Annotated in this window: 24 protein-coding genes; 10 read left to right on the top strand and 14 right to left on the bottom strand. The window is 57.6% G+C overall.

Annotation, left to right across the window (positions count from 1 at the left end; all coding sequences use genetic code 11):
• Window positions 1-145 precede the first annotated feature (145 nt).
• From P8Z34_03630 to P8Z34_03585, 10 genes are all read right to left on the bottom strand, one after another.
• A complete protein-coding gene (locus tag P8Z34_03630) occupies window positions 146-1147 on the bottom strand; it encodes a hypothetical protein (protein ID MEJ2549757.1) in 1002 nt (333 codons plus the stop codon).
• 96 nt (window positions 1148-1243) lie between these two features.
• Window positions 1244-1606 (bottom strand): hypothetical protein, encoded by a 363-nt coding sequence (locus P8Z34_03625; GenBank protein MEJ2549756.1) that lies wholly within the window; start codon window positions 1604-1606, stop codon window positions 1244-1246.
• Between the two features lie 226 nt (window positions 1607-1832).
• Window positions 1833-2495: a response regulator transcription factor gene (locus tag P8Z34_03620; protein ID MEJ2549755.1), complete on the bottom strand. Its 663-nt coding sequence runs from the start codon at window positions 2493-2495 to the stop codon at window positions 1833-1835.
• Complete coding sequence (locus P8Z34_03615; protein MEJ2549754.1) at window positions 2483-3994, bottom strand: histidine kinase; 1512 nt, start codon at window positions 3992-3994, stop codon at window positions 2483-2485. Before P8Z34_03615 ends, P8Z34_03620 begins: the two co-directional genes overlap by 13 nt.
• On the bottom strand, window positions 3978-6089 hold the full coding sequence (locus tag P8Z34_03610) for a c-type cytochrome (protein ID MEJ2549753.1): 2112 nt from the start codon (window positions 6087-6089) through the stop codon (window positions 3978-3980). Before P8Z34_03610 ends, P8Z34_03615 begins: the two co-directional genes overlap by 17 nt.
• Before the next feature lie 3 nt (window positions 6090-6092).
• Window positions 6093-6752, bottom strand: coding sequence for a cytochrome b N-terminal domain-containing protein (locus P8Z34_03605; GenBank protein ID MEJ2549752.1), 660 nt, complete (start codon window positions 6750-6752; stop codon window positions 6093-6095).
• 1 nt (window position 6753) lies between these two features.
• Window positions 6754-7236, bottom strand: coding sequence for a ubiquinol-cytochrome c reductase iron-sulfur subunit (locus tag P8Z34_03600; GenBank protein ID MEJ2549751.1), 483 nt, complete (start codon window positions 7234-7236; stop codon window positions 6754-6756).
• Between the two features lie 39 nt (window positions 7237-7275).
• Window positions 7276-8970 carry a NapC/NirT family cytochrome c gene (locus P8Z34_03595; protein ID MEJ2549750.1) on the bottom strand — a complete coding sequence of 565 codons (1695 nt, stop codon included), beginning with the start codon at window positions 8968-8970 and terminating at the stop codon, window positions 7276-7278.
• A 25-nt stretch (window positions 8971-8995) separates the two neighbouring features.
• Window positions 8996-10159 carry a cytochrome b/b6 domain-containing protein gene (locus tag P8Z34_03590; GenBank protein ID MEJ2549749.1) on the bottom strand — a complete coding sequence of 388 codons (1164 nt, stop codon included), beginning with the start codon at window positions 10157-10159 and terminating at the stop codon, window positions 8996-8998.
• Window positions 10152-11276, bottom strand: coding sequence for a cytochrome c3 family protein (locus P8Z34_03585; protein MEJ2549748.1), 1125 nt, complete (start codon window positions 11274-11276; stop codon window positions 10152-10154). The genes P8Z34_03590 and P8Z34_03585 overlap by 8 nt, the downstream gene beginning before the upstream one ends.
• A 461-nt stretch (window positions 11277-11737) precedes the next feature.
• Between P8Z34_03585 and P8Z34_03580 the strand changes: the two genes are divergently transcribed.
• From P8Z34_03580 to P8Z34_03535, 10 genes are all read left to right on the top strand, one after another.
• On the top strand, window positions 11738-12259 hold the full coding sequence (locus tag P8Z34_03580) for a cytochrome c maturation protein CcmE (GenBank protein MEJ2549747.1): 522 nt from the start codon (window positions 11738-11740) through the stop codon (window positions 12257-12259).
• Window positions 12260-12378: 119 nt separating this feature from the next.
• Window positions 12379-14433 (top strand): heme lyase CcmF/NrfE family subunit, encoded by a 2055-nt coding sequence (locus P8Z34_03575; GenBank protein ID MEJ2549746.1) that lies wholly within the window; start codon window positions 12379-12381, stop codon window positions 14431-14433.
• A gap of 15 nt (window positions 14434-14448) precedes the next feature.
• Window positions 14449-14934, top strand: coding sequence for a cytochrome c-type biogenesis protein CcmH (locus P8Z34_03570; protein ID MEJ2549745.1), 486 nt, complete (start codon window positions 14449-14451; stop codon window positions 14932-14934).
• Window positions 14935-14994: 60 nt separating this feature from the next.
• Entirely contained in the window at window positions 14995-15540 is a 546-nt protein-coding gene (locus P8Z34_03565; GenBank protein MEJ2549744.1) for a TlpA disulfide reductase family protein, read from the top strand.
• Window positions 15541-15606: 66 nt separating this feature from the next.
• The gene (locus P8Z34_03560) at window positions 15607-16086 is read left to right on the top strand and encodes a zinc ribbon domain-containing protein (GenBank protein ID MEJ2549743.1); all 480 of its coding nucleotides are present in this window, start codon (window positions 15607-15609) and stop codon (window positions 16084-16086) included.
• The gene (locus tag P8Z34_03555; GenBank protein MEJ2549742.1) at window positions 16083-17360 is read left to right on the top strand and encodes a hypothetical protein; all 1278 of its coding nucleotides are present in this window, start codon (window positions 16083-16085) and stop codon (window positions 17358-17360) included. Before P8Z34_03560 ends, P8Z34_03555 begins: the two co-directional genes overlap by 4 nt.
• A complete protein-coding gene (ccmA, locus tag P8Z34_03550; protein ID MEJ2549741.1) occupies window positions 17353-18051 on the top strand; it encodes a heme ABC exporter ATP-binding protein CcmA in 699 nt (232 codons plus the stop codon). The genes P8Z34_03555 and ccmA overlap by 8 nt, the downstream gene beginning before the upstream one ends.
• Window positions 18044-18775, top strand: coding sequence for a heme exporter protein CcmB (locus P8Z34_03545; protein MEJ2549740.1), 732 nt, complete (start codon window positions 18044-18046; stop codon window positions 18773-18775). Before ccmA ends, P8Z34_03545 begins: the two co-directional genes overlap by 8 nt.
• Window positions 18776-18866: 91 nt before the next feature.
• Window positions 18867-19565, top strand: a complete 699-nt coding sequence (gene ccsA / locus P8Z34_03540; protein MEJ2549739.1) for a cytochrome c biogenesis protein CcsA — start codon at window positions 18867-18869, stop codon at window positions 19563-19565.
• A gap of 49 nt (window positions 19566-19614) precedes the next feature.
• Window positions 19615-19797: a hypothetical protein gene (locus tag P8Z34_03535; protein ID MEJ2549738.1), complete on the top strand. Its 183-nt coding sequence runs from the start codon at window positions 19615-19617 to the stop codon at window positions 19795-19797.
• 405 nt (window positions 19798-20202) lie between these two features.
• Here P8Z34_03535 and P8Z34_03530 read toward each other — a convergent pair whose 3' ends face one another.
• From P8Z34_03530 to P8Z34_03515, 4 genes are all read right to left on the bottom strand, one after another.
• On the bottom strand, window positions 20203-20826 hold the full coding sequence (locus P8Z34_03530) for a FumA C-terminus/TtdB family hydratase beta subunit (protein MEJ2549737.1): 624 nt from the start codon (window positions 20824-20826) through the stop codon (window positions 20203-20205).
• Between the two features lie 10 nt (window positions 20827-20836).
• Window positions 20837-21709 (bottom strand): fumarate hydratase, encoded by an 873-nt coding sequence (locus P8Z34_03525; GenBank protein MEJ2549736.1) that lies wholly within the window; start codon window positions 21707-21709, stop codon window positions 20837-20839.
• 58 nt (window positions 21710-21767) lie between these two features.
• Window positions 21768-22622, bottom strand: a complete 855-nt coding sequence (locus tag P8Z34_03520; protein MEJ2549735.1) for a universal stress protein — start codon at window positions 22620-22622, stop codon at window positions 21768-21770.
• Window positions 22623-22634: 12 nt separating this feature from the next.
• A partial coding sequence (locus P8Z34_03515) for a sulfite exporter TauE/SafE family protein (GenBank protein ID MEJ2549734.1) occupies window positions 22635-23389 on the bottom strand: 755 nt, incomplete at its 5' end.

Raw genomic sequence — 23389 nt, 5'->3', positions numbered from 1 at the left:
CCAATATGCCCACTCGGACAAGAGACGTGGCGGACAACTTTCCATTCAAGACTGAACAGCCATTGTGTAGTGGTGGAAAGATACACAGAAAAAAAGAACTGCCATACGGCAGTTCTTTTTTTCTTCGCATACTTGTGTACCCGGATTACTGGCTCACTCCCATGGCTTCCAGAGAAAATTGGAGCAGCGCTTTGATGTACTCCGCGTTGTGCACTCCCATGCTTCTATCTTCCTCGATGTAGATGTAGTTCCACAGGGCTGCAGCCTTGTCTTCGGGGTACGTTCCGACCACCGGATGGCCATCTGCATCGAGCAGACCAGCGGAAACCAGGGCTTTCTCTAGATCGTCCATCATCGCCTGGACGTCACTTTGCACGTTGGCGATGTTGAAATCCTCGGCGTCCGAGTGGCACACTATACAAGTCGCCACATCCGGTTCGAAGGTGTGGCTGGCCGCGTCACCCAGGTGGCAGGTCACGCAGGTATCCTTTACCACGCTGGCGTGAGGGCTGGGCAGGTTGGATACGTCGCCCCCGCCACCGAGGCCGAGAAGCATCGTGCTCGGCGGGCTCATCGGTCCCCAATGCGTGCTGGAGACTTCGACCATGCCGTTTTCGGCTCCGGGATACCCCGAGAGCGGTTGGTGGCAGTTGGCGCAGAGGTTGCCCGCCCCACCGTTGAACGTCGCGTCCGAAATGACGTTGAAAGTCACCGGGTCGCTGGTTTCCAAAGCCCAGTCGTCGGTGGTGTAGGTGGTATGGATCTGGTGACACGTGCGGCAGTCCGTACGCGTCGGATTCGGATCTCCGCTTTCGATCTGCGTTGCGTTCAAGCCCTGGGCGATCATCGTGCTGAAGGTGCCGCCGGAGTGGCACCCTGCGCATCTGGAACTTGCTGCGCGTACGTATGTTTCGCCCATACCGTGAGCGGATGCGCTCCAGGCTGTGTGCTTTCCGGTGATCAGCGACGTGTCGTTGTGGCAGCCGGTGCAGCTGAGTTCGGAAGCCTTGGGTACTGGTCCGGTAGGTCCGGCAGGTCCCTCAGGGCCTTCTGGACCGGTCGGTCCGGCCGGACCTTGTGGACCGGCGCAGCCAGCCAATACGAGGGCCAGAAGGACGACACCACCCCAGAATATCCGTTTCTTCATATACGACCTCCTGCTTGAATTTAGGCATCTAGCATACCCGTTTGCGTGCTTCATTCGATTCGAATTACAGCTTTCGTATTTTTACTCGTCTTCCATTCAAGTGCTATCGTCAGATTTGGATCGAACAACCACCTCGAGCAGATCGTCGACTTCCTCCGCAGTGTGCTGTTCGCTGGTCACGACCTGAAAGCCCTGGCGCTGCATATCGAGACGGACGATCGTCAACGAAGGTAGCTCTTCCAACAACTCCGACAGCGAGCAATGGCGGCTGGCTTCTTCATCGCTTTGGTCAAGTATCACGGCCCAAGGCGAGTACGAGACGATTTGATCCAGGGCGTCCTCTTCCCGGGCATCCACCACCCGCAGTTCGACTTGTTCTTCATGTTCCTTGAGCCGGCTGAGTACGCCTTCGGTGTACAAGGTGCGACTCGAAAGAACGACGACCTTCGGCTTTGCCATCCACACCTCGATGGATTGCATCCACCCCTTAAGATTAAAGGATGATGAGTGATCCTGACCAGACCCGAGCGGTTGGGCGTGCGGTCTATTTAGGGTGGGTTGGGACACGCATGCGCCTACCCGGAAGGGTGGGCCAGGCAGATGGTAGAACGACTGTGGGTGTACGGGAGCGGGTTTCTGGTTGCCGTAGCGGAGGCGGCGGACAATAAAGAGCGGCTTTCGAATCTCAACTTCTCTCCGACGTGTCCGCTCCTTTCTGGTCCAACAGGCCGTCTCGTATGGCGATGGCAACGGCTTCGGTACGATTTTGAACGTCTAATTTCTGAAGGATGTTCTTGAGGTGATATTTTACGGTGTTAAGACTGATGGAGAGTCTCTGCGCGATTGCCCGGTTGGACAATCCCAGGCTGACGAGCTGCAGCAACTGAAGTTCGCGCTCCGTGAGCCGATCGGGTGCAGGCTCTTGATCGTCCGCGGTGTCGGCCCACTGTGCCATCAGCCGGGCGGTCATTTTGCGTGTGATCGCCGCTTCACCCTTCTGTAAACCGGCGAGCAGTTCGAGGAACTGATCTGCGTTGAGGCTTTTCAACAGGTATCCTTGCGCACCGGCCTGGACGGCGCGCCGCAAGTCCGCATCTTCATCGGAAACGGTCAGAACGACGATTTTCACTTCCGGGGCGGCGGCATGGATTTGTCTCAACGCCTCGTGGCCGTCGAGTATGGGCATTGCGAGATCGAGCAGGACGATGTCGGGGCGTGTCTCGAGAACCATGTCGACGGCAGCCCGTCCGTCGCCAGCCTGACCGACGATTTCGTATCCCGCGGCTTCAAGTAAACTGACCAAGCCGTCGCGGAAGAGGGAATGATCGTCGGCAACTACGATGCGCATGGTTGCTCCTCCAACGGCAGACATACGCTTATCTGCGTTCCAAATCCTGTTTGGGACTCGACTTTAAAGACCGCGCCCATGGCCTCCGCACGCTCGCGCATCGTGGCCAGACCGAAATGCGGTTTACGGTCAGCGGGGGGGCTGTCGGGGTCGAAACCGATGCCATCGTCGCTGACGGTCAATTTCAATTGGCGAGAGTCACAATCGAGCTGCACCCAGGATCGATCGCATTTTGCGTGTTTGTATACGTTGGTCAGCGCTTCCTGGGTAATGCGCAGCAAATGCAGTTCACTCTCCGGGGGAAAGTTGTATTCGCAGTTTCCGTTCGGGAGGTGAAGATCGATCGTCAGCCCACTCAACTCACTGAACTTGTCGGTGAATTCCTTCAGCGTCGTATACAACTCACCGGCTTTCATTGTACTGTTGCGCAAACCGAGAATGTCGGAGCGGACTTCGAGGAAGGCTTCGCTCGAGGCGTCCGATAGCTGCTTGAGCTGCTCTTCGGCTTGCGTTAACTCCTGCTTCTCGATTAATAGGCGGACGGCGGCGGTCTTCGTGTTGACGTACCCCATGAGCTGCGCCACGCCGTCGTGAATCTCACGGGCGATGCGCTCTCGCTCTTCGATGATGGCTTGCCAGCGAAGTTCGCTCCTGGTTTGCTGTTCGCGTTGGAGGCGCTGCAGTTCATCCGTCATGTGATTGAAACCAAGGGATAGTTCATCCAGCTCATCTTTGGGGTTTGCCGGATTTGGAGGACGGCGGTCGAATTCGCCGCGCGCCAGGGCTGCAAGTGGTTGGCGAAAATGCTCGACGCGCCGGACGACGAGTCGATGGATGAGAAGGTACACGCCGGCAGTGATGAGCAGCGTGCTGATGGCGGCGATGGCCAACTCGATTCGCAGGTCCTTGAGGATCAGCAAGTTTGACTCGCGCAGCGACACGTCGAGCAGGAGAACACCCAGGTGCCCCGTTTCGTTCGAGTGACACGCACCGCATTCCGGTTCGTTCTCGATCGGCGCCGATATGCGCAGCGTGTCATTGGCGGTCAAGAGCAGGATCGTGCGCGGGCGTGGATCCGGGGCTTGTGCGTGGCATTCCTGACAGTCGGCTTCCTGCACGTGCCGGACAACGCCGACGTCCTGATTGGAACTATCGGAGGCGACACGGCCCGCGGCGTCCAGAACCTGTACGCGTTCGATGTTGGTCATGCCTGCCACATCCTCAATTACATTTGACATAAGCTGGGCGTCGTTTTCCAGCATGACGTGCTGCAGGCTTCCCAGGGTCACTTCGCCCACTTGAAAGGCTGCGAATTGGATCTGTTCTTCGATCGACCGGCGCTCACGCAAATAATAGGTGAGCGATAGCAGCAGGAGCGCCAAAAAGACAGGCAGTGCGACGCCCAGCGCAACACGGGCGCGCAGGCTGTTTCGCAAGGGACCGAAACGGGCTGAGATCTTGGCGCCCAACGGATCAGCGTCCCTAATTATCGAGGGCACCGGCTTCGATCCAGTCCAGGATGATTTGGATCTCTTCATCCATCATCAGACCGGTGGGAGGCATCTTCGCGCCTTCGGACTGGGTCCCTGATATCTTTTGTGCGAGCAGACTGTTTTCGATGTCCTCCGGAATGACCACCGGAGCATTGTCTCCCGTGGTCATTACGCTGTCGTAGCTGGAGGCGTCCCATCCGCCAAAAGTGCCGTGGCATGCAGCACAATGTTCGTTGAGGATGGGCATGACGTCATTGGCGAACGAGGGACTCTCGCCGCCGACCCCCGCCTCGCTCGGCGCACCTCCTTCGAATCCACGGATGTATTGGACCAATTGTTGAATTTGTGAGGAGGTAAGCACCTCACCCCAGGCGATCATCGGAGTTGCCGGGTGGCCCAGGTTGATCGTATCGAAGATTTCTTGGTCGCTGTTCGCGGCTTGGAATTTCGGATCGCGCAGTGAAGGACCAATCAGGCCTTCACCCTTCGTTCCGTGACACTGGGCGCAAACGCTTTGGTAGAGTTCGGCGCTGCTCAGCGGCAATTCGCTTACGGCGACCTCCGGCGGCATTTCGACGGGAGGGTTGCTTTCCCAGCTGCGGATGAAGGCGACGATGGCATCGATATCTTCATCGTCAAGTGGACCGCCGTTGGCGATCCCGAAAGGCGCCATGCCGAAATTCGGCTGCCCCTGTGCGATCACCGCTCTCAGCGTGGCGTCATCGCGGGTGTTCAAATACTCCGCAGAACTTATGGGAGCGATCACGTCTCCCTGGCGAGTTGGATTGGGGCCGCCTTCGCCAAAATCGCCGTGGCAGGAGACACAATTCTGATCGAAGAGCTGCTGCCCCAACTCCAACGGCGGCCCGACGGCCGTGCTGTAGGTATATTCAACCAGCGCGTCGATTTGTTCGGGTGTGAGTATGTCTCCCCAAACGGGCATGATTTCGTGCGCCCCGCCGCCGGCAATCGTTTCGTATGCGGTTTGGACATTGTCCGCGGCCGGGATACGTTCTCCGTGACACGTCGAACAGTGCGCTTCGAAGAGTGCGCTTCCCCGCGGATTGGAACCCGGGTCGACGACGTAAGCGGCCAACGTCTCCAGCTCGGCTTCGCTCAACGTCTGCCGCCATGGGGGCATTTCCAGGTGCTGGCCTCCCTGGCGGATGATGGATTCCAATTCCGTCTCGCTGCCGGAGAAGGCAATAGCGCGGCCGTGGCAGGTGGCACAATTTGTGTCGAACAGCCGCTGGCCGTCCGGTGCGATGAGGAAATTCAACAGGCTGATGCGTTCTTCGGGCGACAGCAGATCTGTCCAGGTGGGAACGTCGACTCCGGCGTGTTCGCTGAAGTTGGGTCCCTCTTCGAGGGCGTCCTTCAGCTGGATCGGGTCACTGGCGACCAATTCCTCGACATCGTGGCATGCGGCGCATTGTGCCCGGAAAAGCTGATCACCGACGGGGGAGAGGATGAAACCTACCAGGGCGTCGATCTCGTCGCTGGATAGATCTCCATTCCAGGCCGGCATACCTTCGTGTTTTCCCTGGGCGATGATCTCGTGCAGATTCGTTCCCGTCTGAACCGAAATTCCGGGTCCGTGGCACGGCGCGCAGTTTTCGGTGTAGCGTGCGGCGATGGGATCTCCCTTCGCGCTTTCCGTGGGCGGCGGTGTTTCTCGATAGGCTTGAATCGAAAGGGCGATCACGCCGAAAAAGACCAGCACCGTCGCGCCGACGATGGGGAGTCTGCTGGTGTAGTGGCGCTTCGCGCTTCGATCGAGATACGGTAGCGCGAACAGGATGAGTATCACCAAGGCGGGAATGACGATGACCCCGATCACTTCCAACGAACCCGGGAAGTACTTCAGCAATTGAAACAGGAAGAGGAAATACCATTCCGGTCGCGGCGTGTAGCCGCTGTCGGCCGGGTTGGCGCGTGCTTCCAGCGGGGCGCCGATGAAGTACGCCAGGCCGACAAGCGCGATGAAGATCAGCAGGGATACGACGGCGTCTTTGAAGAGGATGTCCGGAAAGAAGGGGACGCCTTTTTTCTTTTCCCGTTCGTAGTTTTCCAGATAGGCCCGTTTTTCTTGCTCGTTCATCGGCTATTCCCCCTTCTTGGGAACGGAACTGATACCGATGCGAACGATGAGGTAGAGATGGGTCCCGAGCAGAAGGATGAGCGTCAGGGGCAAGATCCAGACGTGTGTTCCGAAGAAGCGCGCCAGAGTCACCGCGGACAGGCCTTCCCCGCCGCGCATGATCTTGAGTATCCAATCGCCGATGAAAGGCGTGACCCCAGCAATGCGGGTTCCAACGGTCGTGGCCCAATACGCCTTCTGGTCCCACGGGAGGAGATACCCCGTGAAACCAAATCCCAGCACCACGATCAACAGCAAAACCCCCGTAAACCAGGTCATCTCGCGCGGGAATTTATATGCGCCGGCGACGATCACGCGCAGCATGTGCAGCACGGTGAGCATCACCATGGCGCTTGCTCCCCAGTGATGTAAACCACGGATGAGCCATCCCGCCGGTACTTGCGTGGTGATGTATTGGATGCTTTCGTAAGCGTGGTCCGGAGTCGGGACGTAATAGGTGGTCAAAAGGATGCCGGTAACCCCCTGGTTGATGGCGACGAAGAGCGTGGCGCTGCCCAACGTGTACCACCAATTCACCTTCGGTATCTTGCGGAGAAAAACGGCCTGCCAAACGGAGCGCCAGCCGAAGCGCTGATCGAGCCAATCACCAATACGCGCCGCCATATCAACCTCCCAGGATGTACAGCAGGTCGTCTTCTACTTTGACTTCATATCGGTCGAGCGGACGCGGAGGTGGGCCGTCCACCACGCTGCCCTGCTTGTCGAACACGCCGTTGTGACACGGGCAGAAGAATTCCTCGCGATCTTCGATCCAGCGTACGCGGCAACCCAGATGGGTACAAACGTTGGACATTGCGACGAAATCCCGTCCGTCTTCGGTCAGAACGTAGACGGATCGTTCCTCTTCATTGACGATCCACCCGGTCTTGCGCTCGATCGTGGTTTTGAAAAGGGTCGGCACACCCAGGGCGACCTTTGAAACCGAACCCAACCGGATCCACACCTGTTCTTCTTCGCTTTGCAGTGCGGGACCGATGATGAAAGCGATGGCCGGAATGCCCATTCCGGCGCTGATCAGCACACCGATGGCCCAGGTGGCCAGGCTCAAGAATTTCCTTCGATCGATCACAACTTCATCGCTACTCATCGTGTTCGTCCTGTTTGCTGTCTTGGTTCGAGTTTGAATTTAGTTTTGCGGTGCTCCGTCCGCAATCCATTCGATCAACAGTTGCAGTTCTTCCGCAGTGAGCTGTGCGAAATGGGGTTGTTCGGCGGTCAGGATTTGCAGGATGCGACTCGCCTGTGGATCGCCAGGCACGATGACCGCACCGTTTTCACTGCCTTCGAGCGCCGTCGCGTAGGTCGTCAGGTTGAGACCGCGCATACCACCCTCACTGTGGCAGGCGCTGCAGTTCGCCTGGAGTATCGGACCGATGACACCATCATACGTGGGCGGTCCCTCTTCGAGCGTGATCTCGGTGGGCTCTGTCTCATCCGGGAACTGCTCGCGCAGAATTTCGCGCAGAGCGGGCGCGTCGAACCCTGCATATTGAAAGACGTTTCCATGACAGGCGCTGTTGGAGCAGAAGGATGTGTTGGAGGTGCCGCCCGGATCGTCGGTGGTATGGCAGGCGGCACACGAATCGTCGAAGGCATCGTGATGCAAGTTGATCCAACTGGAATGCAGGTGGGATTCGGGTTCCGGGCCGCGGCTGATTTCGATTTCGGCTGTGAAATCCGCCGGTCCGGCGACGACGGGGATGGAGTGGCAGAGGTTGCATTCCAGGCGGATCGCCGTTTGTTCCCGGTTGATGTGTTCACCATCGTGGCAGCGGAAACATCCCGGTGAATCCTGATGGCCGATGTTGTTGGAGTGGGTGTTCCAGTCGGCTTTCTGCTCGGGGAATACTGATTGATCGTAATAATCCCGAATGGCGCGAACCGCCGTTTCGACCGTTTCTCGATTCGCTTCTGCGAACTCGGGATAGCTGCTGGCGTACCAACTTTGCAGCGCTTCGATGCCGTCCAGCGCTTCCTGTTTGGATGCGTAGGTGGCGCTCAATACTTCGAGAGCCTTGCGGTGGATTTCCGGGATGGCCGGTGAGACCAGGCCGCGCATCATCAACTGATCCAGAGAATCTTCCGGCGTCAGAATGAGATGGGTGATGCGGTTGTGGCAGTTGATGCAGTCCATTCGTTTGAGATCCGTTTCGTCGATGGATGCGGGATCGACGCCGGAGCCCAGCTCGACGAATTCGTCCACAATTTCACCATCTTCAACCACGCGGACGTAGGGGATGGATTGTTCCTCGAGATCCTCCGCCAGGTAATACACCTCGTTTTCGATGTGCCAGTGTATGCCCCGTCCGAGCCCTTCCCGCTTGGTGCCGCCGCCCGTTTTGAGTGTGAGATAGGTGCTTACCGCCGTATTGTTTGGATCATCCTGATAATGCCGGATTTCCCGCAAGCTGTCGTCCGAGAATTTCTCCGGGTAATGGCATTTCTCACAGGTTTCGCGTGCGGGCCGCATTTCATCGGCGCGAATGGGGAATTCATAGGTCTTGAAGGCCAGCGAAATGATGTGCCTGACGTCGCCGGCCTTACGTGTGATGCGTGTGGTGATGAATCCGCGGCCGATGTGGCACTCCACGCAGTCGACACGCGCATGGGGGGAAGCGAGATAGGCGGAGAACTCCGGCGGCATGGTGTGACACACCTCGCCGCAAAACTCGGGGGAATTGGTGTAATCCCAGGCGTAGGTGAAGCCGAGCAGCACGATGAAGGTCAGCACGCCCAATGAAGCATACGGCAGGATGCGTCTCCAACGGCTGCTTTGTTGGGGCGGAAAGAAAAAATCGTGCAGTCGTGATCGGATGCTCATCGTTTCTCCATGGCGCAGCGGGGTCTCAGTTCTCTGGCGCGCCTTCGTCGATCCATTTCCGCAGGGCCGCCAACTCCTCCCCACTGAGCTGGCCGGGATGATTGCCGGTGGATTGCAGAATGACGATAAGGCTGTTTTCCGCATCTCCGAGGATGAGGGCTGGGCCGGTAACACCACCCTTTAAAAGTGATTGATACGAAGTCAGATCGAGGCCATTCCTTGCCGATTCTCCCGAGTGACACATGACGCATTTATCTTGGAAGATTGCAGCAAAACCCTCCCAAGTGGACGGTGCCGAAGGCAGAACGGGTACTGTGGGCAGTGGCGTGGGCAAAGGAGTTGGCGTAAGTGGGGTATACACGACGACGTTCTCGGCCGGGGGATAGGTTGAGATGGCTGTCTTTTCTAATGCTACGAAGGCGACGATGCCGAAAATCATGACGGCCGCAAAAAGGGCATATACCGGTACAAAAATTCGCCGTCGACGTGCAAAAGCCGTTGGATCGATGGGGCGTTCGGCGACGCCGGCCTTGCGATCGGCGAGTTCGAGCGGGTGCTCTTCGCGCATTTCATCTTCGCTGAGATGGCCGGTGAACATACTTTTATTGAATTGGCGGATATGCACGTGATACAAGTGCCAAACGATGATGGCCAGCACGGCCAGCAGGGCTTCTCCACCATGTGCGGCTTTCGCCGCGGGAATGACCTCTCCCGGCAGGAAGCGCGTGGTCGCGATCGGATTCCACATCATGAATCCGGTGATCGCCATCACCATCGTGCCCCATATCACGGCCCAATACTCGATTTTTTCCTCGAACGTGAACCGCCCCTGTTGTGGCTTTTTGACTTTCCCCAGGCGGAGATTGTAGCGAAAGGCCTGGATCGCAGTGCGAACGTCAGTGAGCGTGGGCAGCATGCTGGGTCGTACCCGACGGACGAACAGCTTGTAGGAGACGCTGCCGATGTGGTAAACCGCCAAAAGCATGAGGACGATGGCGGCGAAATGGTGGATCAGGCGTACCGTCTCGATCCCGCCGAGGAAGCCGATGATTCGGTCAGCAATGATTCCCTCAGCGAATTTCTGTACCAAACCCGTCAGCGCCAGGGTCGAGAAACTCGCAACCAGCACCCAGTGCTCGATTCGCATGGGTAGGGTGAAACGCAAGTGTTTGGCTTGCTTCTCAGGCATTGCGGCGCTCCTTGCGGCGACTTCGAATTCGATTAATAGCGTCCGAGATTACGAAAATCAACATGCCGCCGACGACCGTGGGAATGAGGATCTTGTAGAACAGTCCGACGTAGTACACCATGCGATCCCTGGTCGGACTGGGAACGTAATGACTCAACCAACTGCTGGGGAAATTGGCGGAAGCGTCGGGGTGGCATTTCCGACACGTGGCAAGCAGATTCTGCTTCATTACGGAGCTTTCCGGTGCATTGACTTGCTGCATGTCGTGTACGCCGTGGCAGTCGATGCAAACCGGCTTGTTGGTCTGCTGGTCTGGGGCGAGTTTTTCGAACAGCACGACCGTCGTGCCGTGGAAATCGGACACATACGTATTGAACACGTTGGTGCTGATGCCGTATTTGTCCATCATCTTCGGATCGGAGTGACATTTGGCGCAAATTTGTGGTGAGAAGAGGCGAAACGGGCTGTTAGAAGGGCCTTCCACGTCGTGCACGCCGTGACAATCCGTACAAGTCGGTACGTCCGGATTTCCGTCTTCAATCAGCGCCGCGCCGTGGACGCTGTTTTTATAAAGGTCATAGATCTGTGAATGGCAGCGATCACAGGTTTTTGGTATGGCGCTGCGCGGCACGCCAGGAGGCTGCGTGTCGTGGGCGCCGTGGCAATCCGTGCAGACGGCCGCGTTTTGATTGCCGCCCGCGAGCGCCTGCTGATGAACGCTGTCCAGCGTTTCGGCGTATTTGTCTTGATGGCAGGTGATGCAAACCGTGTAGAGCTGGAGCGTGAAATCCCTGCGAGTTTCGGCTTCGATCTGCGGATGGGGGTATTCGGAAACATCCGTGTGGCATTGAATGCATGCGTAACCGCCCTGGCCGTGGACAGACGCATTGTAAGTATCGCGGTCGACGGTAAGATACAATTCTTCCCCGGACGGAAGTGTAATTTGCAGGCCCGGCGTAGCGTGACATGCAAAACACGCATCGTTGTCGGCTATTTGTGGCGTACGATTTGTGGGTGACTCCGTCGCTTGCGTCGGGGTAAAAGTCAAGCTAAACGCGATCGCGAGAAGCGGGATACTGGCCAGGATTAAAATGACAGATCGACGCTTGAACCACATGCATACAACTCCTGCTGATTCGCCAGATTAATGATAAGGGTTCGATGGTGATGAGAACAGCTTTTCGTTCGCCAACATAGAATCCCCAGGAATGACACGACGGTTGTGGTAGAGAAGTGTCAAAGGGAGTGATGGGGCAAAACCCCCATCTATCTATGGGTAATTTACCCCACATCATCACTTTGCGCAATATATCACAAGTCGAAATAGACGAATGGTCTGTGCGGGGCATGACGTCTGTCATCCGTCAATATAGCCCCAATTTGTCTTATAATTCCCATGATCTCACAATGGATTTCGGGAGTTTCATTTCCCCGCCCGGCGTTCATTTTGCGTTAATCTGTTTGTGTGAAGATTGTCATGCGGCGACGACTTCGCGGATAATTCGAGGGCAGGAAGACGCAGCGCCCCGAAAGTCAGTGAATTCGTCCAAATCGCCTGTTCCACTGGAGGCCAACGATATGACCCAATCCGAGCGTACCAACGTCGAACATTCATCCGTAAGTCGGGGAAAATTCATCATCGGTGGGTTGATGATCCTGGCGGCGTTGATCTATTTGATCGTGGCTTCCACCAGCGCCGCAGCGCAATACTATCTCACCATCGATGAACTCATCACGAAGGGCGAGGAAGTAAAGGATCGCAATCTCAAGATCTCCGGCGCGGTCGATGGAGATACGATACGCTACGATGCTGAGACACTCACGCTGCAGTTCACACTGGTCAACAGTCCCGCGGACTTGGATGAAATCGAGCAGGCCGGCGGTCTTGCGGAAGTCCTCTATCGGGCCGTCAACGATCCGACGGCCACCCGATTGCAGGTGGAATACTATGGCCCGAAACCCGATTTACTGCGTGATGAGGCGCAGGCAATCGTCACCGGACACATCGGGGATGACGGTGTTTTTTACGCAGATGAATTGCTGCTGAAATGCCCGACGCGTTATGAGGACGAGGTGCCGCTGCAAGCCGGAGAAGGCTGATTCCCGGTCACTGCAATTTGAAAGCATCCCCGGGTGAAAACGGCGATACAATTTTCTGGGACAGTTAAGCAGCGCGCAGCGCACGATCGAGGCGCGCGGGCCAAGTGGAGGAGCGTACCTTGATTGCGGATATCGGCTACATTTCTCTCATCATCGCATTATTCACGGCGCTCTACAGTGCCGTTGCAGCTGTGTATGGTGCGCGGCGTGATGAGCCGAGATTCATTGAGAGCGCTCGCCATGCCATGCTGCTTACCTGGCCGCTGCTCAGCCTCTCGACGGTGGCGCTAGTCTGGCTGCTCGTCGATGGACAGTTCCAGATTCAATATGTGGCATCCGTGACGAGCAATTCCATGCCTACCTACCTCAAAATAACGGCATTATGGGGTGGGCAGGAGGGATCTCTGCTGTTTTGGGCCTGGCTGATGTCCGCGTTCGCCTTTGCGGTCTCTGTGCGCAAATGGGACCGGGACCGGGAGTTCCTGCCTTGGGTCGTGTTCGTGGCTATGGTCACGCTGCTGTTCTTCCTCTCCCTGATCGTGTTCTTCGAAAACCCGTTTCGCCGATTATGGATGACGTCCCTCGGTGAGCAGGTGACGTCCATGCTGCAGCCCGCGGGTACGATGCCTCTGATCCCCGCCGATGGACGCGGGTTGAACCCGCTGCTGCGGCATCCGGGTATGATCATCCATCCTCCCATGCTGTACTTGGGTTTCGTCTCGTTCGTCATTCCGTATGCGTTCGCCATTGCTGCGCTGATCACGGGGCGCAGCGACGATCGTTGGATCCGCATCACACGCCGCTGGACGCTTGTCGCCTGGCTTTTCCTTTCCCTGGGTCTGGTGCTGGGCGCCCGCTGGGCGTACGACGTCCTTGGCTGGGGCGGTTACTGGGGTTGGGATCCGGTAGAAATTGCGGCTTTCATGCCCTGGCTTACAGGAACGGCTTTCCTTCACTCGGTCATGGTGCAGGAGAAGCGCGGTATGTTCAAACAGTGGAACGTGATCTTGATCGTGCTGACCTACATCCTGGTCATCCTGGGCACTTTCCTGACCCGCTCCGGTGTGCTCTCGTCGGTTCATGCGTTTGCGCAGTCGGCGATCGGACCGATGTTTTTCGTTTTCATCGGGATAATGTTCATCGGTTCGGGGACTCTGTTGATCTCACGTTGGAACGATCTCAGAGGGGAAAACGAGATCCCATCCTGGTTCTCACGTGAGGTTTTATTTCTGCTGAATAATTTTCTCTTCATCGTGATCGCCGCGGTTTGCCTTCTGGGGGTGTTGTTCCCCATCGCCTCCGAGCTGTTCACGGGAATGAAGGTCACCGTCGGGCCGCCGTGGTACGAACGCATCACGGCGCCGCTGTGGATCGCGCTCTTGATCTTGATGGGCATTGCGCCGCTTTCCGCATACGGCCGTCATTCTGCCAGGGCACTGGGACGATCGATCTGGGTTCCGCTGTCCTTATCGCTCGTGGTTCCCATAATATTGGCCGTTCGCGGGATGCGCAATTTTGCTGCATATGCGGGCGCCTGGTCGCTTGCCTTTGTCGTCGCCGTTACTTTGTACGAGTTCTGGCGGGCTGCCCGGGCGAGGCAACGGCGGCACAGCGAAAACATCTTGCGCAGTCTGCTGAACCTCTTCCGCCGAAATCGGCGCCGCTACGGCGGTTACGTCATTCACCTCGGAGTCGTGCTCATGGCGATGGGGATCATCGGCATCGAGATGTTCCAATCGGAGACACAAGCGACGTTGGCCGTAGGGGAAAGCCTAAACATGGACCGCTATTCGCTGCGCTACGATTCGCTGACGCAGTTCCAGGTCCCCGGAAGGCAGCAGGTCACACGCGCGGTCGTTTCCGTTTTTCAGGACGGGAAGTTCGTCGGCGAACTGTATCCGCGGCAGGATTTCTTCCCCGACGCACAACAATCGATGACCATTCCGGGGCTGCGTTCGATGATGGATGCAGACCTGTATGTACTGCTGGTCGGCTGGGAGTCGATTGGACTCGAAGCCGCCACGTTCAAGGTTTACCTCAACCCATTGGTGAATTTCCTTTGGTTGGGAGCGGTGGTGTTCATCCTGGGAACCGCCATCGCCGCATGGCCGGAAAAGGATGAAGAATTCCTGCCGCGCAAGACTGCAGCGCGTATGGCTGCGGCGGGTATTTGACCTGGGGAGGGAGCAGTGCGAAAGCGGATTCTAGCAGGGCTGTTGGCTTTTCTCATTTTGATGATGCTGCAATCTACGCTTGCTGCAGGTGCACAGGAAGAGCAGCCTACGGACGACGAAGTCAATGCGATCGCCAAGAAGCTGTACTGCCCGGTTTGTGAAAACACACCGCTCGATGTTTGCGGGACGCAGGCGTGTATCGACTGGCGGGCAGAAATTCGGCTGAAGCTGTCCGAGGGTTGGAGTGAAGATCAGATCATCCAGTACTTCGTCGAACAACACGGGGCGCAGGTTTTACCCGAGCCGCCGGCCGAAGGCTTCAACCTTCTCGTCTACGTCCTTCCGGTGGCCATTTTCCTGGTGGGGGTCTGGATACTGGTTAAGGCATCTCGAACCTGGCGCAAACCGGCCGAAGAGCTGTCCGCAGCACCGCAGGTAGAGAGAGATCCCTACATGGAGCGTATGGAGGAACAATTGCGCAGGCGTCAGGAAGACGCATAAATTTCCGCTGGAATCCATTGTACGTAGTTTAAAGGGCGTGAAAATATGACGGAAGAAACGATGCAGAATCAAGAAAAGCAATCGGGTGCAAGGGGTTGGGGTGTCTTCATCGCATGGGCCCTCATCATCGGTATCCTGGCTTTACTCGCATTTGGACTGCTCGATGCAAACCGTGGTCCGATGAAAATTGGTGAACCGGCACCAGATTTTGTACTGCATACTTTCGACGGCGATCAAATCGACACAAGTACCCTGCGCGGCCAGGTGATCCTGGTCAACGTCTGGGCTTCCTGGTGCACTACCTGCGTGTACGAAGCCGAGGATCTGGAACGGGCCTATCAAATGTATCGCGACCAGGGCGTGGTGTTTCTGGGTGTGGATTGGTCGGACACGGAAACGAAGGCGAACGAATATCTGCAGCGATTCGGCATTACCTATCCCAATGGACCTGATCTTGGCGGTCAGATTTACAAGGATTATCGTGTTAGAGGCGTGCCGGAGACTTTCATTATCGGGCCGGATGGCCTGCTTGCGAGCATGCAGATCGGCGCCTACGCATCGTTGGACGAGATCGTGCGCTCGATCGAACTGGCTTTGGATTTTTAGTCGGGTGATCTATCGGACCGGGCGTTGTCCCGGACATTTCACCCGTTCATCGCTTGGAGAGGCAAAATGGATCTTGTCGCCATATTGATAGGTACGGCCATCGCGATATCCGCGGGGGCGTTCATCCTGCGCCCGCTCACTGAAGACCGCCCCGGGGGATACCGAGAAGAGGATCGAGAACTCTCGTCGATGCGGGCCGAACAAGATCGTATCCTGGACCTGATCGAGGATTTGGAGATGGATCATGCCATCGGAAAGGTCCTCGATGAGGACTATCAAATGCAGTATTCCCGCCTGATGCAGCAGGGAGCCGAAAATATAAAGATGATGGATGAATTGCGGGCGGATACTGCAATCGCGGCTGAAGAAACGCAGAAAATGCACAGCCTCGAGGACGAACTCGAAGCCTCCGTAGCCAAATTTCGCACTACGCAGCCGCAGCCGGGACAGGAGTTCTGCGGTCAGTGTGGAGCGAAGATCCTTGTCGGGGATCGATTCTGCGTCGTCTGTGGCGCGAAGCTCTCTGCGCAGGAGGACCGAGCTTGAAAACTCGTACACTGGGGCTGCTGATTTCGCTCGTGCTGACGGGTTGCTCTTTGGCGGGTGATATCACGCCGCCGGCAAACGTCGCCACGGCCCAGGCTGTGCGTGCTGCCGCGCCGACCGTTGAGGGAGTTGAACAGCAACCGGATGCCGCCATTCCGACGCCGCAAACCCCGCAGGCACAGCCCTCGCTGTCTTCGAAGGGAAACATCCTCGGGGTAATCGAAAACGGCACGCCGGGCGGTTCGGTTCCGGGCAATCTGGAAGTGAATCTGGTCGCCTCCGACGATCAGGCGCTCGTCGTGTCGATGAGTACGACGGCGGATGAGAACGGTGCGTTTGCTTTCGATGATGTCGATATCGTTCCAGGGAGTATTTACCTCGCTTACGTGGATTACCAGGACGTGCGCTACGTGTCGGACGCGCTCCATTTTCCCGAGGGCGACGACGTCCTCGATCTCTCTGTGCGCATCTTCGAACCCACGGACGACGATTCAGGATTGCGAGTCAACCGGCTGCATCTGGTTTTCCAACTGGTCGGGGAAGGCATGCTCGGTGTTACACAGGTCTGGATCATCAACGGGCTCGAAGACCGCACGGTCACAGAGGGAGACGGCATCGGCGTCGTCGATGTCTATCTGCCGGACGGGTTTTCCAATTTGGGCATCGACGATCCAACCAGCCCGGAAGGCCGCTACCTGCTCAGTGATACGGGTTTCATCGATCGAGCACCCGTCCAGCCGGAAGCTCCCGTGGAGCTGGTTTTCGGTTTTACGCTGCCGTACGACTCGACGCTCGATTATTCGCAGCCGGTGAAATATGCGGTGGACGCGGTCGTGGTTCTGCTTGCCAGTGAGGAGATTTCCGTCCGGGCCGATGGACTGGAAGATTTGGGGCAGATCGACATGGCCGGCACCCCCGTGCGCAGCTACAGCGTTCCGGCTTTGGAAAGCGGCGATGTGCTCGAACTGCAGCTTCACTCGAGTCTCGCCGTGCTTCGGAATGACGATCTTCGCATCGCACTCATCGCTGCTGCGCTGCTTCTGGCTGCCGTATCGCTTTTCGTGTTCGTTCGCCGCCTCCGGGTAGGAAAGAGAACGCAGGCTGACGAACCGAACCCGCAGGAAGTATACGACGATCAACAGGCGCTGTTCAAGGCGATCGCGGCTCTGGATGACGCCTTCGAAGCGGGGGAACTGTCCGAGGACGCCTATCGGAGTAGCCGCGAGAAGCTCAAAAATCAAGCGCTGCATCTCATGCAGGCGGAAGATGATTGAAGCCAGGAAGATCGTTAAACGATTTGGGCTCAAGCCCGTTCTGCGCGGCGTCGATTTTCATGTCGAACGCGGCGAATTCGTCGCCCTCGTTGGACCGAACGGCGCAGGTAAGACGACGTTCTTGCGCATCCTCGCTTCGCTGGCCAGACCCAATCTAGGGGAACTGCGTGTGGCCGGATTCGTGTTGCCGGCGCAAGCGGCTGCCGTGCGGCGGTCGATCGGCGTGTTATCACACCAACCACTGCTCTACGGGGATCTGACGGCGGAGGAAAACCTGCGCTTTTACGGGAAGATGTACGCCGTCCAAGACCTGGAAGGCCGGATCGGCGAAACCCTGCACCTGGTCGGATTGCACCGCCGCCGCCGTGATCTCGTCCGCAGCTTTTCCCGCGGCATGCAGCAGCGTCTGGCCATCGCACGGGCCACGCTGCACGAGCCGGTGCTGCTCCTTTTCGACGAGCCGCACACGGGGCTCGATCCCGATGCGGCGGCGATGTTGGATGATTTACTGCGGGAGGTCGCCCAGCGCGGGCGCACAATCGTGATGACCTCCCATGATTTACAGCGGGCTTCCGGTCTGGCAACCCGGGTGGATATTTTATCGAAAGGCAGGATCGCAGCATCGTTCCAACGCGGGGAGATCGATCCGCAGCGCTTGCCGGAGATGTACCAGTCGGTGACGCGTGAATAGAAGCGCGGAATCCGGATCCCCGGCTGTCCATGCCGGGGAAAAATCGACTGTGCGCGGGTATCTGCGTGTCATCCGTGCCATCGTCTGGAAGGATCTCGCTGCGGAACTGCGCAGCCGGGAAATGATGAGCGCCATGCTGGTGTTCGCCCTGCTCGTGGTGATCATTTTCAACTTTGCCCTCGAACTCGATGTTCGTACCCGCGAGAATGCCACGGCCGGCGTTTTGTGGGTGACATTCGCTTTTGCGGGGACGCTGGGACTGAATCGCTCCATCGCTATAGAAAAAGACCGCGGCTGTCTGGACGGCCTGCTCCTGGCGCCGATCGATCGCAGCGCCCTGTATTTTGGGAAAGTGATGAGCAACCTGCTCTTCATGCTGGCCGTCGAGGCGGTTATTTTCCCGCTGTACAGCGTGCTCTACAACGTCAATCTTTTCGTGCCCGGTCTGTTACTGGTCGTGTTCCTGGGTTCCTGGGGATACGTCGCCGTGGGTACGCTGCTGGCCGCGATGACCGTCCAGACCCGCACGCGTGACGTACTGCTGCCGATTCTGCTCTTTCCGGTGGTGCTTCCCGTGCTCGTTCCTGCCCTCAAGGCGAGCGACGCTTATCTCCAGGGTCTCGAGATGCCCGCCATCATGCCCTGGCTGAACCTCTTGATCGTCTATGACGTCATTTTTACCGCCCTGGCGTTCATGGGTTTCGATTACATCGTCGAGGAGTAGAACTGCCGGGAGAAGAGAATTCGACCAACGTCTTGATTTCCGTCTCGTTTTTCCGGGCGGGAATGGAGGCGTTTCTCGTGGAGGATCGAATATGGAACCGATGCCGAAGGCACTCAAAGTATTGAATTGGCTCACCGGCGCGCTGTTTCTCGCCGCGCTTTACTTGTCGCTGTTCTTCGCCCCGCGTGAAGCGGTGATGGGAGACGTGCAGCGGGTGTTCTATTTTCACGTTGCGGCAGGCTGGGTGGGTGCGTTGGCTTTCCTCGTCGCTGCTGCGGCGGGCGTCTTACTCCTGATTCGCCGGGAACACCGCTGGGACGGGGTCGCCCTGGCTTCGGTCGAGATCGGCGTGGTTTTTACCTTCATCAACATCGTCAGCGGTTCCATCTGGGCGCGGCCGATATGGAACACGTGGTGGACCTGGGATCCGCGCCTGGTTACGGCGACGATCATGGAGTTGATTTACCTGGCCTACCTCCTGCTGCGCGAGGGTGTGGAAGATCCGGACCGCCGCGCCCGCTTCGCCGCCGTGTACAGCATCCTCGGTTTCCTGACCGTGCCGTTGACTTTTCTCTCGATTCGCATTTTTCGCACGATTCATCCCGTCGTCGTGGGCAGCGGCGATCCGACAGCGACCGGAGCGTTCGACATGAGCCCCAGGATGCGCGTGGCTTTCTTTTTCAGTCTGCTTACGTTCACGTTCGTTTATGCGACCTTGCTCTGGCACCGCTTGCGCCTGTACAGGCTGTCGGAGAAACTGGACACGTTGAAGATCAAGCTGCTGTCTTGAAACACGATACGTTGATGGTGAACACGGAAATACCTTTGTAGGAGGAATCATGATGAACGTACTGGACGGGCCGATCGATACTTTCAACTACATGGTCCTGGGATATGGCGTGATCCTGGGCTTCATGGCGATTTTTGCCGCCAGCCTTGCGTTTCGTTTTCGTAATCTTCGTCGTGAGCTCGAGGTCTATCGGACCATGGAGATGGAAGAAGACGAAGAATCCAAGCCGTAGAAACGGCGGTTCTGCAAGCCATTTACGGCGTTGAAGAGGGCTGCACTTTAAGGGCAGCCCTCTTTGATTATTCTGGTTGCAGATATTCAACTGACGGGCAGATAACCATCTGCCGGACAAGGAATTGAACTCTCGTACCGAGCCGAAAATTGTATGCTGCGCGATCGCAGATTCGAGTTTATTTCGAAGACCTGCGGATACATATCTGCGAGATATAGGTGCCGGATTCAGATACGGCACCAGCCGGATTATGCTGGTTGCGGATATTCATCCACAACCGGTGACGGGCAGATATCTATCTGCCAGACTGGGATTTACCTCTCGTACCGAACCGAGAATTGTAAGCTGCGCGATTGCATATTCGAGTATGTTTCGTAGACGACAAGAAAAGAAATTGTAAATCGGTTAATCAACGCCGAGTAGTTCCTCCAACACCGCCTTCGATCGTGCCGCGACCTCGGTGTGCAGGCTGCTGCCGTGTGCGTCCATCGTCACCACGGCCGGAAAATCCTGCACTTCGATCACCCAGATCGCTTCCGGGACGCCGAATTCCATTTTGTACACGCCGCGCACGCGGCGAACCGATTGGGCGATCAGCGATGCTGCCCCACCGATGGCGTGCAGGTACACGCCCGGCACGTCCCGGCAGGCCGCGAGGGTGTTTTCTCCCATGCCGCCCTTGCCGATGACCGCTTTCAGGTTGAAATGGCGCATGACGTCAGCCTGGTAAGGCTCCTCGCGAATGCTGGTCGTCGGGCCGGCCGCGACGAATCGATGGTCCCCCGAATCCAGCCCGGCGACGACCGGTCCGCAGTGGTAGACGGCGCCACCATCCAAAATGGGCTTGATGGCCGCATAGACCTGCTGATCGTCGCCTTGTGCTACCCGGGTCCGGGTGATGAACGTCTCGACCATCCATTTATGAACCGCGTCGCGGCCCGTGATCATGACGCCGGAGAGCGAGACCGAATCTCCGACGCGGAGGTCACGTATGGCGCCGTCATCGATGGGGATGTCTAACGCAATCATGGCTGAACTCCTATTCGTAAATCACTTCATCGCCGCGCACGATCATGCGCCTTCTCCGATAGGCCCAGCACATGTAGGATACGGAAACGAAATAGCTGGCGGGGAGACGGTGCATCCCACAAATCTTCACGCCCAGTACGGTCGTCTCGCCGCCGAATCCCATCGGGCCGATGCCGAGTTGGCTGGCTTCCGAGTTCAAGCGTTCCTCCAGCTGGCCCAATTCATCTACCGGGTTGGGCTCGTCCAACTTGCGCAGCAGGACTTCTTTCGAAGCGGCGTACGAGGATCCACGATCGCCGCCAACGGCAATCCCGAGAATCCCGGGCGCGCATCCTTTGCCTTGCGCTTTGAACACCGCATCCAGGGCGACTTTGCGCACACCTTCCAGGTCTCTTCCTGCGCCCAGCGCGCGGTTTGGCAGGGAATACTGCGCACCGACGTTTTCGCATCCGCCGCCTTTGAGCATCAAGTCGACGGTCAGGGTCTCATCTTCCGTTTCCTCGAAGTGAATCGTGGGAAAGGCGTCGTCCCCCAGGTTGTTCCCGCTGTTTACGCCGCTGATGGCGTCGACGGCATTGGGGCGCAGATAGGCCCTGGCCGTCGCCCGCGCTACAGCCGCGCGGATTTGATCGCGCAGCGCACGCGTGCTCCAATCCCGGGAATGACGAACGTAGAAGATCGGCGTGCCTGTATCCTGGCAAATCGGCGTCGAATTCTGCCGCGCCAGGTTGACGTTGCGCAAGATGCTGTCCATCGCGCCTCTCGCCGCCGAGCCATGGGCTTCTCGCTCGCGGGCGGCGACCAGCGCTTTCTCGACGTCGGGAGAAAGATCGGTCGAAGCCAGCCGGATCAACTCTACAAACGCATCCGTCAGATCTCGCATGAGGCGTCCATCCTATACCGGTGTCCGTGTCTCAGATAACGTCGCGCGGACCGGCAGACTATGCGGAGGAATTGTCATTGTTGCGCACGATGACCGTTGGGAATTTGCAACTGGCTAACAGCTTAGGTGCAACGCGTCCCATGAGTAGTTGTTCGATTCGGATGAGGGGCAGGGGTGCGCCAATGACCACCAGATCGTAAATTTCCATCTCGCACGCTCGCAGGATTTCTTCGATGACCATTCCGTGCCGGAATTCGATTCTCGCTTCCACACCGGCCTCTTCCGCCATGTTCGCAGATTGCCGCAGATGCTGGGCCAAAGCGTGATCGCGCTCGAGCACATCGGAGATGCCCTCTTCGAGTGCGGAGAGGCCGGTGTACATCGCCGGCGCGCCTGAGGCCACGTGGAGTATCGTCGCCCGGACTCCGGCGGATTTTGCGAGATGGATTCCCCAGGAAATCACCTCGAGCGATATCGTGTGGGCACCCGTACAAATCAGAATTTGCCGAATCCGCTGCGGAGGATCGCGGACGACGAGAACGCTGGTTTTCGACCGCATGGCGAGTTCCCGGCTGAGTGATGAGACCGGCTGAGCCAGGTCGCGAATCGAACAGCCCAGAATTAAAAGTTTGTAATTCTTGCGTTCAAGTTCGCCCAAGATTTCGGTTTTTGGCGAGCCCTTCAGAATCAAGTGGTCGGCTTTATCCTTCGGAAATTCATCGATCGTGTTGTCGAGCAGGGCTTGAGCGTCTTCGACCGATGAACTTCTCTTGGCCACATGTAAAAGCACCGGATGCAAATTGAGTGCGCTTGTAACGATCTTCGAGTAGGCAAGCGCATCTTTATCGAGCGGGTGGCTGCCGATGCCGATAAGGGCGGACGGTTTCGCTTCCGTATTTTTTGACCGATCCATTCAACCTCCGTTTTAGATAGTGATCCTCAGCAGGACCATGGCGGCGGCTAAAAAGGGTAGAAAAGAAAAAATCAATCGTATGCTGGGGCCGGATACGTAGCGTGTTGCGGCGACTCCGATCTGTGCGCCGATGGCTGCACCGGTCTGCATCGTGAGCGCGATGAGCACGTCCACGTTGCCCTTGAGTGCATGGCTGACCGTCCCATAGCCGGCCGAAATGACGATTTCGAATAGATCCGTGCCCACGGCGACGTGGGTGGGGATCCCCAGGGCGTACACCATCAGGGGCATGCGCAAGAACCCGCCGCCGACTCCCAGAAATCCAGCGAGGACTCCGGTGAGCAATCCGACGGAAAGGATGGCCCAGACCGACACTTCCCCCACACCGGAAACGGGCAGTTGAACGAGCGGGGGAATGCGAAAAAGACGCGAGCGGTAGAGCAGGCCGGTTTGCTCGACGGCCTCTTGTGCATCGATGTGTTCGGTGCGCCGCATACGGATGGCGCGCAAGCTCTCCCAGGCCGTAAATGATCCGATCAGGGATAGAATGATGACGTAGAAAATACCGACGACCTGCTCCGTGTTGCCCCTGGGCTTCAAGGCTTCGATGATTTGTGCGCCGATCTCCACGCCCGGGACGGTCCCCAGGACCATGAGCATAGCCAGGCGAATGTCGACGTGCCCCAGCGCACGATGGCTTCTGGCGGCAACGAGCGATTTTCCCGTCATATGCGCCAGGTCGGTTCCAACCACGAAGTCGATCGGCA

The sequence above is a fragment of the Anaerolineales bacterium genome, from assembly GCA_037382465.1.
Lineage (GTDB): Bacteria > Chloroflexota > Anaerolineae > Anaerolineales > E44-bin32 > WVZH01.
The sequence above is the reverse complement of the archived record's forward strand: the minus strand, read 5'-3'. Positions and strand labels throughout refer to the sequence as shown.